Genomic DNA, 12930 nt, shown 5'->3' with positions numbered 1-12930 from the left:
GGTCACTCCCCTTCCGCGCTGCCGGCGGGCGCGCCGGCGGCCGTGCGGGCCGAGGCGAGCCGGACCGCGTCGATGATCTTCTCGTAGCCGGTGCAGCGGCAGAGGTTGCCGGAGAGGGCCTCGCGGATGTCGGCGTCGGCGGGGTCCGGGGTGCGGGTCAGCAGGTCGTCGGCGGCCATCAGCAGCCCGGGGGTGCAGAAGCCGCACTGCACGGCGCCCGCGTCGAGGAACGCGCGCTGGAGCGCGGTCAGGCGCGGCGCGCCGTCCTCGCCCTCGGCGGCGAGGCCCTCGACGGTGACCACCTCCCGCCCCTCGGCCTGGCCCGCGGCGACCAGGCAGGCGCAGACCAGGTCGCCGTCGAGGCGAACGGTGCAGGAGCCGCACTCGCCCTGTTCGCAGGCGTTCTTGCTGCCGGGAAGGCCCAGGCGCTCGCGCAGCACGAAGAGCAGGCTCTCGCCGGGCCAGACGTCGTCGGCCGTCCGCGGGCTGCCGTTGACGGTGAGGTTCACGCGCACGAGGCGGCTCCTTTGGGTGCCGTGTAGGCGGTCCAGGTCCAGTGCAGGGTGCGGCGGGCGAGGACCCCGACCGCGTGCCGGCGGTAGTCGGCGCTGCCGCGCACGTCGTCGATGGGGGCGCAGGCGCCCGCGGCCAGCTCGGCGAAACGGGCGGCGGCGGCCGGGGACACGGGCCTGCCGTGGTCCCAGTGGCCGCCCTCGTCGAGCACGCCGGTGAGGAACGCCTCGGCGGCGCGGGCCCGCAGCGGGGTCGGGGCGGCGGAGCCGACGCCGGTGGTGACGGTGCGGGTGTGGGGGTGCAGCGCGAGGGAGAACGCGCAGACGGCGATCACCATGGCGTTGCGGGTGCCGACCTTGGCGAACTGCTGGGGCCCGCGGGCGGTGTCGATACGCACCGCGCGGATCAGCTCGTCGGCGGCGAGCACGTTCCGCTTGGGGCCCGTGAAGAACTCCTCGACCGGGATGTCGCGGCTGCCGCGCACCGACTCGGCCTCCACGCTCGCGCCCGCGGCGAGCAGCGCGGGATGGGCGTCGCCCGCCGGGGAGGCGGTGCCCAGGTTCCCGCCGACGGTGCCGCGGGTGCGGATCTGCGGGGAGCCGACGGTGTGCGCGGCCAGGGCCAGGGCGGGCAGGCGCGGCGCGAGCCGTTCGATGATGTCGCGGAACGGGACGCCGGCGCCGAGCCGCACGGTGTCCTCGTCCGTCTCCCAGGTGGCGAGCTCGGCCACGCGGCCGAGGTCGAGGAGGCGGTCCGGGCGGCGGCGGTCGAAGTTGAGCTCGACCATGAGGTCGGTGCCGCCGGCCAGGGGCACGGCGTCGGGGTGGGCCGCCTTGGCGGCCAGCGCCTCACGCCAGGTGGCCGGGCGGAGGAAGTCCATCAGGGGCACTCCATGCCTCGAAAGGGGTGCGCGGGGGCGGTCCCCCCAGTACAGCCGGAGGGGGCCCTCGGCGGGCAGTCACGGAACGGCCGAAGCGCCGCCTCGTCACGGACCTCATTCTTGTAGATTCGTACGAACGGAAGGCACACACGACATCGGCGGACGGCATGCGACTGCGCACACTGCTGGACACCGGGTCCCTGGGCCTGCGGCTCCTCGGCGGCGACGGCGCGGGACTCGAACGGCGGGTGCTCGGGGTGATGACGACCGACCTGCGCGACCCGAGCCGCTATCTGCGCGGCGGGGAGCTGGTCCTGACCGGCCTGGCATGGTGGCGCGGGCCGGGGGACTCCGAGCCGTTCGTCCGGATCCTGGCCGCGGCGGGCGTCGCGGGACTGGCGGCCGGGGAGGCCGAGTTCGGCTCGGTCCCCGACGACCTGACGGCGGCCTGCGCGCTGCACCGGCTGCCGCTGTTCGCGGTGGCCGAGGAGGTGGGCTTCGCCGAGATCACCGAGCATGTGGTGCGGCAGGTCTCCGGGGAACGGGCCGGGGACCTCGCCGCGGTCGTCGAGCGGCACCGGCGGCTGATGTCGGCCGGGCCCTCGGGCTCGGGCCCCGAGGCGGTGCTCGATCTCCTCGCCTCCGACCTCGACCTGCGCGCCTGGCTGATCTCCGCCACCGGGCGGCCGATCGCCGCCTCGGGCCCCGAGCCGCTGCCCGCGGCGGCGGCCGCGCGGCTGGCGGCGCGGCGGCTCGCCGAGGCGCGTTCCGGCCGCCCGGGACCGCGTCCGGCGACGGTGGACGGCGTTCCCCACTCCCTCTTCCCCGTGAGGGGCGACGGCGGAGGCCGCCGCCGGGCGCCGCTGTCCGACTGGCTGCTCGTGGTGCGCGCCGACGCTCGGGACTGGCCGGACCAGCGGCTCGATCTCCTGGACGGCGTCGCCCAGTTGATCGCAGCGGAACGCGACCGCCGGGACGCCGCCCGCTCGGTTCCCAGGCGGCTGGCGCGGGAGGTGCTCGACCTGCTGGCCGCGGGCGCGCCGCCCGCGGAGGTCGAGGCCAGGCTGCGGGTGCTGGCGCCCGCGCTGTCCGGGACGCGGGCCGGGGCGGGTGCGGCGCCGGGCGCCGGGGCGGGGCCCGCAGGCTGGCAGGTGGTGACGGCGCGCGTCGAGGGAGTCCCGGCGGAGGTGCCCGGCCTGCTGGAGGAGCTGCTCGCCCCGTTCGCCGAGGTGGCCGCGGTCCGGAGCGGCGGAAGCGAGGTCGGCGACGGGGACGGCGAGGCGGTCGCGCTGGTGCCGCTGCCCGCCGGGGACGGCGAGGAGCCGCTGCGCGCCGAGGCCCTCCTGGGGCCGGTGCGGGAGGTGCTGGAGCGCGGGCTCGGCCCCGGCGGGCGGCTGACGCTCGGCGTGAGCGCGGTGGTGCCCTCGGCCGAGGGGCTGCGGGGCGCGCTGGAGGAGGCGCGGCACTGCCGGAGGTTCGCCGCCGCGCGCCCGGGGCGGGTGGCGGGCGCGGGCCACGACGAGCTGGTCTCGCACGTGCTGCTGCTGCCGTTCGTGCCGGACGAGGTGCGGAGCGCGTTCACCGACCGGCTGCTCGAACCGCTGCGCGACTACGACCGGCGCCACCGGGCGGGGCTGATGACGACGCTGGAGGCGTTCCTCGCGGCGGACGGCTCCTGGACCCGCTGCGCGGCCCGCCTGCACCTGCACGTCAACACGCTGCGGTACCGCGTCGGCAGGATCGAGCAGCTGACCGGGCGGGACCTGTCGCGGCTGGAGGACAAGGTGGACTTCTTCCTGGCGCTGCGCCTGACCGTCAGCGGAAGGTGAGCCGGTCGAGCGGCGCGCGGGGGCCCGCGCGCAGGCGGGCCAGGGCGACGGTGACCGCCGCGGCGCCCGCCGCCCAGGCGGCGAGGACCAGCAGCGGGGCCAGCACCGAGCGGCCGTCGAAGTAGGCGAGGGAACGCGCCGTCCAGACCCCCGCGCCGGGGATCAGGGCCGGGCCGATGGCCTGCCAGAACGGGGGCAGCAGCGGATAGGGGGAGGCGCCGCCCGCGCTCGGGTTGCCGAGCACCACCACGATCAGGATGGCGAGGCCGATCCCGGCCATGCCGCACAGCGCCTGGAGGGCCAGGGTCAGCGCGCCGGTGGCGAAGACCACGAGCGCGCCCAGGGCGGCGAGCGCCACCAGGCGTCCCGGCAGCGCGTCCAGGACCGGGCCCACCAGCACGGCCCCGCCGATCCCGCCCGCCACCGCGTAGAGGGCGAGGACCAGCAGCCTGCCCAGCGCGCGCCCGGCGCCCGCGGGGCGTGGACCCGCGCCCAGCGCGAGCGCGGCGGCGCACAGGTAGCCGCCGACAGACCAGCCGACGACCAGGTAGAACGAGGCGAGCCCGCGCCGGTCCCCCGGGCCCGCCGGGGCGACGTCCCTGACCTCCACGGAACGGCGCTCCCCGGCCTCGGCCTTCCGGATCACCGTGGTGAGCGCCTCGGCCAGCGCCGCGCCGCCGCCCGAGGCGACCAGCAGCGTGTCGGTGCGGCCCGAGCCGCTGACGATCAACGCGCCGTCCACCTCCCTGCGTTCGACCTTGCGGCGCGCCTCCTGCGGGTCCGCCGCGCGGTGGTCCGGGTCCAGCGGGCCGCCGGGGAGGCGGTCGAGCCGCCGCACCACCTCGTCGCGCACCTCGGCCGGGGCGACGACGGCGAGCGCCACGCGGTCGGGGCGCGGTGCGTGAAGGGCGCCGACATAGGACAGGATGAACGCGAGATGCACCAGCAGGACCCCGAGGACCAGGAGCGCGGCGCGAGGCAGCACCGCGCCGCCACGCCCGGCACGGTCTCCGCCGTCACCGCCTCCGGCCGGGTCGCCCATAGACGCATCGTCCGGGCCCGGGCGGCGCGCCGCACCCGCGACCAGGCCGTTCGGCTGACGGCCGCCGACTTGTGAAGGGATTCACCCAGCCCTCTTGGCCAGCTCGGGCACTCCGTGCTGAGATGCATCCAGGCTTGACGATCAACGGCTCGACGACGCGCTGGGGAGGGTGATGTGACGGAGACCGCCGTACCACATCCGGTTCGGACCACGGGGGGTGCTCCACCACCGGCACCCGTGCCGGGCGGCGCCAGGAGCACGGCGGTATGGCGGCTGCGGTCACGGGGGTGCTGGGAGGACGCGGCGGCACTGCTCGCGCCCGAGGCGGCGAGCGGGCCCGAGGCCGCGCTGCTGCGGGCCGAGCTGCTGGTGGAGCGGTGCGTGTTCACGTCGGAGGGGTGGGGCGAGGCCGAGGACGCGCTGCGGTCGGCCGAGGCCATGACGCTGACCGACGAGGAACGGGGCACCGCCGCCTGCGAGCGCGGCTACCTCGCCTATGCCTCCACGGCCCTGCGGGTGCGCGACCGGGCCGACGAGGCGCGGGCCGCGCTGGGGCGCGCGGCGGCGCTGCTCGCGCCGGAGGCGCCGGGGCGCGCGCTGCTGGACTTCCGGCGGGGGCTGATGACGGAGCTGGTGAGCGGCGGCGGGCAGGCGGCGGAGGCCGGGTACCGGCGCGCGCACAACCTGGCGCTCGCGCGGGGCGACGCGCTGCTCAGCTCGTACACCTGGCACCACCTCGCGGCCGTCGCGCGGGAGGCCGGGGAGGTCTCCGAGGCGCGGCACGGCTTCGGTGAGGCGCTGCGGCTGCGCGAGGAGACCGGGTTCCTGGTCGGGATCGCCCCGGCGCTGGTGGCGCTGGCCGACGTCCAGCCCGAGCCGGACGCCGAGCGGCTGCGGGCGGAGGCGCGGCGGCTGTTCCGGCTGCTGGGCGGGGTGCCGCGCTCGCTTGCGGAGCGGCTGGCCGAGGGGCCCGCCCGGGTGTGACGCCGCGGGGCGCGGGTCAGGGATGGCCGGGCGAGCGCCCCGTCACCCCGGCGAGGTGTTCGCGCGAGAGCTCCTCCGCGGTGGCCAGGTCGCCGCGGCGCAGCGCGTCGAGCAGCGCGGTGTGCTCCAGCGCGTCGGCCAGCAGCTCGGTGGTGCCCGGCAGCGGGACGAGCTCGGTGGGGCACTGCGCCTTCCGGTGCAAGTCCTCGGCGACGATGACCAGTTGACGGTTGCCCGTCAGCAGGAGCAGCGCGCGGTGGAAGCAGCGGTCGGCCTCGGCGTAGGCGGCGCGGTCGCCCACCGAGGCGGCGGCGACGGTGGCCTCGGCCAGCGGGCGCAGCTCGTCCCAGCGCTCCGGCGGCAGGGTGCGGGCCAGCCGCATCACCGCGGGGATCTCCAGGGCGGCCCGGACCTCGGCCAGCTCCGCGACGTCGCGCGGGCTGCGGCCCGCGACGCGGAAGCCGCGGTTGGGCACGGTCTCCACGGCGCCCTCGCTGGCGAGCCGCTGCATCGCCTCGCGCACCGGGGTCGCCGAGACCCCGTACCGCTCGGCGAGCGCGGGCGCCGAGTAGGTCTCGCCCGGCGCGAGTTCACCGCTGGCCAACGCGTCGCGGAGCGCCGCGAGCACCTGGGCGCGGACCGAGTGCCGCTCGGGCAGCGAACGGGGGCGGCGCGGAAGAGGCGGCCGGTCGGCCACCGGGGCGGCTCTGACCGCGGTCGTGGCCACCGATATGGCGGATTCCGTTCGGGTGGGCTCCATCCGTCCGCTCCGTCCCCTCCTGCCCCTGAATCAACACGGTTGTTGCGCCTATGGCCAGACATTAGGCCGAGTTGGCCCCTCAGCAAACCCCTCGACCGATCAGCTAAGGTAAGGCTTACCTGCCCCAAGATCTCGTACGGAGAGTCCATGACGCTGCCCGCGCTCGCCCCGGCCACGCCCCTCGCGCCGGCGTACGCACGCGTTGCGGAGGTACTGCCCTCGCTGCGGATCAGCGAGGAGACACCACTCCGAGGGGACGGCTGGGTCGGCGCGGACGAACTCGCGGCCGGGGGCGAGGCGCTTGACGCGTTCCTGGCCTGGAACGACGAGGGTATCGCGGCCGACTACGGGCGGCGCGCCCGCCCGGACGTGGTGGCCAGTTTCGCCCTGCACCGCTACGCCTGGCCCGCGGCCGTGCTGTTCACCATGCCCTACTTCCTGCTGCGCCGCGTCCCCCACCTCGCGCCCGAGGACGTCACCCTGAACCGGGACCAGGGCCGGATGACGGTGCGCACCACCACGTTCAGCTGCCTGCCCGACGACCCGGCCGCCTCGATGCCGGGGGCCAGGCCCGTCGGTGACGAGGCGGCGCTGGGCGCCGAGGTCCGCCGGGCCGCGGCGGCCCATCTCGGCCCGGTGCTCGCGGCGTTCGGCCCGCACATGCGGCGGCGCTCCCACGCGCTGTGGGCCGCGACGACGGACGAGCTGGTCGAGTCGCTGTGGTACCTCGGGGACCTGCTCGGCGAGGAGGAGCGCGCCATCGCCGAGGCGGAGTCGCTGCTGCCCGGCGCCACCGCGCCGTTCACGCGCGGCGCCTCGTTCCGCCGGCTGACCGGCCCCGGCGGCGAGCGGCTGGACACCAGGGACCGGGCGAGCTGCTGCCTCTACTACACGCTGCGCCCCGAGGAAACCTGCGTCACCTGCCCCCGCGTCTGTGATAGCGAACGGGTCACCAGACTGGCCGCAAGCTGATAACAGATGCGCCAGGGGTACGCACAACTCTCCCTGTAATACCACTCGTTGGTGTGATTCTGACCGAAATCCGAGTGACAGCGGCTCAGGTAGCATCATGATGCTCGCGGAGGCACAGCCACCACGAAACCAGCACATGTGCCCGCGAATCCGCCACACCCAAGCAGGGGGCACCCCATGACATTCACCGACATAGAGCTCAACTGGGTGCTGGCGGCAGCCGTGCTGCTCGCCGGATTCCTGGTGGCGGTGGCGCTGCTGACCCGGGGGCGGAAGTCCGGGCAGGAGAGCGGGGAGTCCGACTCCTGGGAACGCCTGGAGGCCGCGCGCCGACGGCGCGAGCGGGTATACGCCTCCGCCTCCTACACCCTGCTGTTCTGCTGCGCCGGGGTGGCCGCGGCACTGTCGTTCCAGGGCCTGGTCGGCTTCGGCCGCGAGAACCTGAACCTCTCGGGTGGCTGGGAGTTCCTGGTGCCGTTCGGCCTCGACGGGGCCGCGATGTTCTGCGCCGTGATCGCGGTGCGCGAGGCCAGCCACGGCGACTCCTCGATGGGCTCCCGGATGCTGGTGTGGCTGTTCGCCGGCGCCGCCGCCTGGTTCAACTGGGTGCACGCGCCGCGCGGCCTCGGCAACGCCGGGGCGCCGCACTTCTTCGCCGGGATGTCGCTGTCGGCCGCCGTCCTGTTCGACCGGGCGCTCAAGCAGACCCGCCGCGCCGCGCTCCGCGAGCAGGGCCTGGTGCCCAGGCCCCTGCCGCAGATCCGCTTCGCCCGCTGGATGCGGGCCCCGCGCGAGACCTACGGCGCCTGGTCGCTGATGCTCCTGGAGAACGTGCGGACCCTCGACGAGGCGGTCGAGGAGGTCCGCGAGGAGCGGCGCTCCAAGGAGGAGAAGCGCAACCGCCGCCGCGAGGAGCGGAAGCTGGACCGCGTGCGGATGAAGGCGCTCAGCCGCCAGCACCGGATGCTCGGCCGGGGCAGCGCGCAGGTCGAGGTGGCGGTGGCGCCCACGGAGCCCGCCGCGCTGGAGTCGGGCAAGCGGCGGGCGGCGCTCGACGCCACGGTGGAGGGCGACGACACGCTCGGCGGGCCCCGCCTGGACTCGCTGGAGGAGAAGCTGGCCCGGATCGAGCGGCAGTTCGGCTGAGGCCGAGCCGCACGCGCTGCGCATTCCCCGGGCAGCGGCCCGGGGGCCGCTTGATACGATGCCCCGGCGCGCGGGGAGCGCGTGGTCGCGCAGGTGGCGAGGGAGGCTGATGAATATGGCCCGCGGGGTCCCTCATCAGCGTGTTCTCGTCCGGGCCGCCCCAGGAGGGTGATGGGCCCGGTCGTTCCCCGACCACCGACCCGGAGTACCGCGTGTCCTTCTCCTCTTCCCCTTCTTCTTCCTCTTCTTCTCCGTCGTCCTCCGCCTCGCCCGCTCCGCCCGACGAGGGGGACCTGCTCACCGAGCGCCTCGTGCTGCGGCCGTGGACGCCCGCGGAGCTCTTCGCCGTCGACCGCGGCGAGCGGCAGCCGCACTGGGCCCCCGACTTCCCCGCCGAGGGCGACCAGGTCATCGCGGGGATCCTCACCCAGCACCCCGAGGGCCTGACGGGCAGCGGCCACCGGCAGGTCATCGAGCGCGGCTCGGGCCTGGTCGTGGGCTCCATCGGGCTGTTCTGGCCGCCGAACGACGGCGCCGTCGACGTGGGCTACGGCATCATCGCCTCCCGCCGTGGCCGCGGCTACGCGACCGAGGCCACCCGGGCGATGGTCGCGTTCGGCCTGGCCGCCCCCGGTGTGGAGGCCGTGACCGCCGAGGTGGACCTGGCGAACACGGCCTCCGTCCGCGTGCTGGAGAAGGCCGGGATGACGCGTACGTCCGAGGACGGCGTCACGGCGCGCTACCGCACCACCTCGGCAACGGCGACGGCGACCGCCGCCGGGGAGGCGCCCGCTACTTCCTCGCGAGGCGGGCGGGGAAGCCGCCGGTCGCGACGGGGCTCCAGCGGCGGGGAGTGATCCGGATCAGGGACTTCCCCTGGCGGGTCATGGCCTCCCGGTACTCGTTCCAGTCGGGGTGCTCGCCCGCGATGTTCCTGAAGTACTCGACCAGGGGCTCGATCGCCTCGGGAACGTCCAGGACCTCGGCGCTCCCGTCGATCTGGACCCAGGGGCCGTCCCACTCGTCGGACAGCACGAGGATGCTGACCTCGGGGTCGCGCCGGGCGTTGCGCGTCTTGGCGCGCTCCGGATAGGTCGAGACGACGATGCGGCCGCTGCCGTCCACCCCGCAGGTGAGCGGCGACGCCTGCGGGGTGCCGTCCCCGCGCCGGGTCATCAGGATGGCGCGGTGCCGGGGACGGACGAAGTCGAGCAGTTTCGCGAGATCGACGCTGGTGTTCGTCGCGATCGAAGGACTCATGGCGGGCAACACTACGCCCGCCCTCCGCGCCACCGGCGCGGAGGGCGGGACGGGAGGCCGGGGCCGGTCGAGGGCCGGTCGGAGGTGCCTCAGATGTTGACGCCGTAGTCGGTGGCGATCCCCGCCAGGCCCGAGGCGTACCCCTGGCCGACCGCGCGGAACTTCCACTCGGTGCCGCGCCGGTAGAGCTCGCCGAAGATCATCGCCGTCTCGGTGGCGGCGTCCTCCGTGAGGTCGTAACGCGCCAGCTCGGCGCCGCCCTCCTGATTGACCACGCGGATGAACGCGTTGCTGACCTGGCCGAAGCTCTGCCCACGGTTCTGGGCGTCGTGAATGGAGACCGGGAAGACGATCCGGGCGATCTCCGGCGGCAGGGCCGCGAGGTTCACCTTGATCACCTCGTCGTCGCCCTCGCCCTCACCGGTCAGGTTGTCCCCGGTGTGCTCGACGGAGCCGTCCGGGCTGGTGAGGTTGTTGTAGAAGACGAAGTGCAGGTCGGAGACGACCTTGCCGGTCTCCGTGCACAGCAGGGCACTGGCATCCAGGTCATAGTCGGCGCCGGTCGTCGTGCGCACGTCCCAGCCGAGCCCCACCAGGACCGCCGTCAGTCCCGGCGCCTCCTTGCTCAGCGAGACGTTGCCTCCTTTGGACAGGGTTACGCCCACCTTCTCCTCCTCCGCTCGGGCGATGAAAGTGCATGCCCACTGTAGAAGAGACGGCTGGTCATGACGGCGCCGGTGCGGGACCGACGAGCGTGGTCAGCACGTCCTCCATCGTGACGAAGCCGAGCACGGTGCCCCGCCCGCCGGTGACCGCCGCCAGATGCGTCCCGTCGGCCCGCATCGCCGTCAGGGTGTCGTCGAGCGGGGTGTCGATCTCGACGCGGGTGACGGCGTGCAGCGCGGCCCTGGGGAACGGCTTCTGCCGCTCCGCCACGCCGAGCGCGTCCTTGATGTGCAGGTAGCCCAGGACCGCGGAACCGGGGCCGAGGACGGGCAGCCGGGAGTAGCCGGTGGAGGTCGCGGTCCGCTCCAGCTCGGCCGGGGTGATGCGGTGGTCCACCGTGACCATGCGGCCCAGCGGGACCAGGATCTCGCCGACCGGGCGGGTGCCCAGCTCCAGCGCGTCCCGCAGCCGGTCGCCGTCGCCCGGATCGAGCAGCCCGGCCTGGCTGGAGTCGGCGACCAGACGGGCCAGTTCGTCATCGGTGAAGACGGCGGCGACCTCGTCCTTGGGCTCGACGTTCAGCAGGCGCAGCAGCACATTGGCGAACGCGTTGATCCCGAAGATGACCGGGCGCAGCGCGCGGGTCAGGGCCACCAGCGGCGGGCCGAGCAGCAGCGCGGTGGGCACCGGGGCGGCCAGCGCGATGTTCTTGGGCACCATCTCGCCGACCAGCATGTGCAGATAGGTGGCCAGCGCCAGGGCGATGAGGAACGCGATCGGGTGGACCAGGCCCTCGGGGACGCTGACCGCCTCGAAGACCGGCTCCAGCAGGTGGGCGATCGCCGGCTCGGCGACCGCGCCCAGGACCAGCGAGGAGACGGTGATGCCCAGCTGGGCGGTGGCCATCATGGCCGAGAGGTGCTCGACGCCCCAGAGCGTGACGCGGGCCCGCTTGTCCCCGGCCTGCGCCCGCGGCTCGATCTGGCTGCGGCGCACGGAGATCAGGGCGAACTCGGCGCCCACGAAGAACGCGTTGGTCAGCAGGGTGAGAGCGCCAAGGGCCAGTTGCAGCGCGGTCATCGGGCCCTGCCTTCCCGGGTGGCGGCGGCCTCGTGGACCGGCGCGGGGGCGGTGATCGTCACGCGGTCGGCGCGGTGGTGGTCGACGTCGAGGACGGTCAGCTCCCAGTCGCCGACGCGGACGGTGTCGCCCTGCGCGGGTATGCGTTCGAGGCGGGTGGCGAGCAGCCCGGCCAGCGTCTCGTAGGGCCCGTCGGGCGCGCTGAGGCCGATGCCGGCGAGCTGGTCGAGGCGGACGCCGCCGTCGGCCTCCCAGGCGGGGCGGCCGTCGCCGGTGGGCGGGGCGGACAGCAGGTCGGGAACCTCCAGCGGGTCGTGCTCGTCGCGGACCTCGCCGACGACCTCCTCCACGATGTCCTCGACGGTCGCGACGCCCGCGGTCCCGCCGTACTCGTCGATCACCAGGGCCATGGTGCGGGTGGCGCGCAGCCGGTCGAGCAGCCGGTCGACCGGCAGGCTGTCGGGGACCAGGAGCGGCGGCGAGAGCAGCTCGGTGACCGGGGTGCTCAGCCGCCGCTCGGGGTCGAGCGCGAGCACGTCGCGGATGTGGACGGTGCCGATGACCTCGTCCAGCGAGTCGCGGTACACGGGGAAACGGGACAGGCCCGTCGCGTGGGTGAGGTTGGCCGCGTCCGCGGCGGTGGCGTGGGTCTCCAACGCCAGCACGTCCACGCGGGGGGTCATCACGTTCTCCGCGGTGAGCGCGCCCAGGTGGAGCGTGCGGACGAACAGCTCGGCGGAGTCGGCCTCCAGGGCGCCCTTGGCGGCGGAGTGCCGGGCCAGGGCCATCAGCTCCTCGGGGCCGCGGGCCGAGGCCAGCTCCTCCGTGGGCTCCAGGCCGAGGTGGCGCACCAGGTGGTTGGCCGTGCCGTTGAGGTGGTCGATCAGGGGGCCGAAGAACGCCGTGAAGGCGCGCTGCGGGCCCGCCACCACCTTGGCGACGGCCAGCGGCCGGGAGATCGCCCAGTTCTTCGGGACCAGCTCGCCGACGACCATCAGCACGACGGTGGAGAGGGCCACGCCGAGCACCGTGGCGACGGGCGAGGTCACGCCGCCCGCGCCGAGGTCGCGCAGCGGGCCGCGCAGCAGCGCCGCGAGCGACGGCTCGGCCAGCATGCCGATCACCAGGGAGGTCACCGTGATGCCCAGCTGGGCACCGGAGAGCTGGAACGTCAGCCGCCGCACGGCCTTCAGCGCGCCGTCTGCGCCACGCTCCCCGGCCTGGGCGGCGCGTTCCAGATCGCCGCGCTCGACGGTCGTCAGGGAGAACTCGGCGGCCACGAACACGGCGCAGGCCAGGATGAGTGCCAGGGCGAGGAGGAGCAGCAGGATCTCGGTCACCGTGCCACCCCCCTCGCACCCTGGCTCACGGGCCGGTGACGGGGAATGGCACGGCTGGTACTGGGAGGTTCACCCATGGTGGGTCTGCTGCTCCTTCTGCGAATCGACTCGTGGGTGCGCACGCTGCGGTCCGGTCCATGGTAGGAGCTCGGGCGGGACGCGCTCGGGACCACCCATGCTTCTACAGGTCTGTAGAAAATGCGATACCGCCTTCGCACACGCTTAAACACGAACGGCACCGATGAACATTCCCCGCCGTGCGGCCCGGCCCCGTTCCTACAGGGGCGTCGCGGCCTGGAGGACGAAGAACAGCGTCAACGCCGCGTTCGCGGAGGACAGTGCCGAGACGGTGGTCCCCACCGCGGCCGTCCAGGTCGCCAGGCCCACGGCGGTGAACGCGGGCGGCCACCTGCGGGGGGCGGGCGGGGGCCGCAGGAGCGCCGCCACCCGGCGGGGCA

The 12930-nt window shown here is 74.9% G+C and carries 13 protein-coding genes and 1 pseudogene; 5 read left to right on the top strand and 9 right to left on the bottom strand.

Going from position 1 to position 12930, the window contains the following annotated elements; all coding sequences use genetic code 11:
- Positions 1-2 precede the first annotated feature (2 nt).
- Both ADY01_RS09570 and ADY01_RS09565 read right to left on the bottom strand, forming a co-directional pair.
- On the bottom strand, positions 3-515 hold the full coding sequence (locus ADY01_RS09570) for a (2Fe-2S)-binding protein (RefSeq protein ID WP_049568982.1): 513 nt from the start codon (positions 513-515) through the stop codon (positions 3-5).
- The gene (locus tag ADY01_RS09565) at positions 506-1393 is read right to left on the bottom strand and encodes an FAD binding domain-containing protein (protein ID WP_049568977.1); all 888 of its coding nucleotides are present in this window, start codon (positions 1391-1393) and stop codon (positions 506-508) included. The genes ADY01_RS09570 and ADY01_RS09565 overlap by 10 nt, the downstream gene beginning before the upstream one ends.
- A 167-nt stretch (positions 1394-1560) precedes the next feature.
- On the opposite strand from ADY01_RS09565, the gene ADY01_RS09560 reads away from it, so the two are divergent.
- A complete protein-coding gene (locus tag ADY01_RS09560) occupies positions 1561-3222 on the top strand; it encodes a helix-turn-helix domain-containing protein (protein ID WP_049568974.1) in 1662 nt (553 codons plus the stop codon).
- Here ADY01_RS09560 and ADY01_RS09555 read toward each other — a convergent pair.
- Positions 3209-4264 (bottom strand): membrane protein, encoded by a 1056-nt coding sequence (locus tag ADY01_RS09555; protein ID WP_049568972.1) that lies wholly within the window; start codon positions 4262-4264, stop codon positions 3209-3211. The two genes, ADY01_RS09560 and ADY01_RS09555, sit on opposite strands and share 14 nt — an antisense overlap.
- 237 nt (positions 4265-4501) lie before the next feature.
- Between ADY01_RS09555 and ADY01_RS09550 the strand changes: the two genes are divergently transcribed.
- A complete protein-coding gene (locus tag ADY01_RS09550; RefSeq protein ID WP_049568970.1) occupies positions 4502-5248 on the top strand; it encodes a hypothetical protein in 747 nt (248 codons plus the stop codon).
- Positions 5249-5264: 16 nt separating this feature from the next.
- Here the strand turns inward: ADY01_RS09550 and ADY01_RS09545 are convergent, their stop codons facing one another.
- Positions 5265-6008, bottom strand: a complete 744-nt coding sequence (locus ADY01_RS09545) for a GntR family transcriptional regulator (protein ID WP_078900144.1) — start codon at positions 6006-6008, stop codon at positions 5265-5267.
- A 147-nt stretch (positions 6009-6155) separates the two neighbouring features.
- Between ADY01_RS09545 and ADY01_RS09540 the strand changes: the two genes are divergently transcribed.
- The 3 genes from ADY01_RS09540 (at position 6156) to ADY01_RS09530 (ending at position 8983) form a co-directional block, all read left to right on the top strand.
- On the top strand, positions 6156-6980 hold the full coding sequence (locus ADY01_RS09540; RefSeq protein WP_049568967.1) for a (2Fe-2S)-binding protein: 825 nt from the start codon (positions 6156-6158) through the stop codon (positions 6978-6980).
- A gap of 177 nt (positions 6981-7157) precedes the next feature.
- On the top strand, positions 7158-8126 hold the full coding sequence (locus tag ADY01_RS09535; protein ID WP_049568964.1) for a DUF2637 domain-containing protein: 969 nt from the start codon (positions 7158-7160) through the stop codon (positions 8124-8126).
- A gap of 212 nt (positions 8127-8338) precedes the next feature.
- Positions 8339-8983, top strand: a complete 645-nt coding sequence (locus ADY01_RS09530; RefSeq protein WP_234320151.1) for a GNAT family N-acetyltransferase — start codon at positions 8339-8341, stop codon at positions 8981-8983.
- Here ADY01_RS09530 and ADY01_RS09525 read toward each other — a convergent pair.
- From ADY01_RS09525 to ADY01_RS09505, 5 genes and pseudogenes are all read right to left on the bottom strand, one after another.
- Positions 8919-9386, bottom strand: coding sequence for a PPOX class F420-dependent oxidoreductase (locus ADY01_RS09525; protein WP_049568960.1), 468 nt, complete (start codon positions 9384-9386; stop codon positions 8919-8921). The genes ADY01_RS09530 and ADY01_RS09525 overlap by 65 nt on opposite strands.
- 89 nt (positions 9387-9475) lie before the next feature.
- A complete protein-coding gene (locus ADY01_RS09520; protein ID WP_049568956.1) occupies positions 9476-10051 on the bottom strand; it encodes a TerD family protein in 576 nt (191 codons plus the stop codon).
- A gap of 58 nt (positions 10052-10109) precedes the next feature.
- Complete coding sequence (locus tag ADY01_RS09515; protein ID WP_049568952.1) at positions 10110-11132, bottom strand: hemolysin family protein; 1023 nt, start codon at positions 11130-11132, stop codon at positions 10110-10112.
- Positions 11129-12472: a hemolysin family protein gene (locus ADY01_RS09510; RefSeq protein ID WP_049568949.1), complete on the bottom strand. Its 1344-nt coding sequence runs from the start codon at positions 12470-12472 to the stop codon at positions 11129-11131. Before ADY01_RS09510 ends, ADY01_RS09515 begins: the two co-directional genes overlap by 4 nt.
- A gap of 276 nt (positions 12473-12748) precedes the next feature.
- Positions 12749-12930, bottom strand: a pseudogene (locus tag ADY01_RS09505) (M56 family peptidase); the annotation flags it as partial.

Source organism: Streptomyces sp. SBT349 (genome assembly GCF_001083795.1).
Taxonomy (GTDB): domain Bacteria; phylum Actinomycetota; class Actinomycetes; order Streptomycetales; family Streptomycetaceae; genus Streptomyces.
This window is presented reverse-complemented; position numbering and strand designations above follow the sequence as displayed.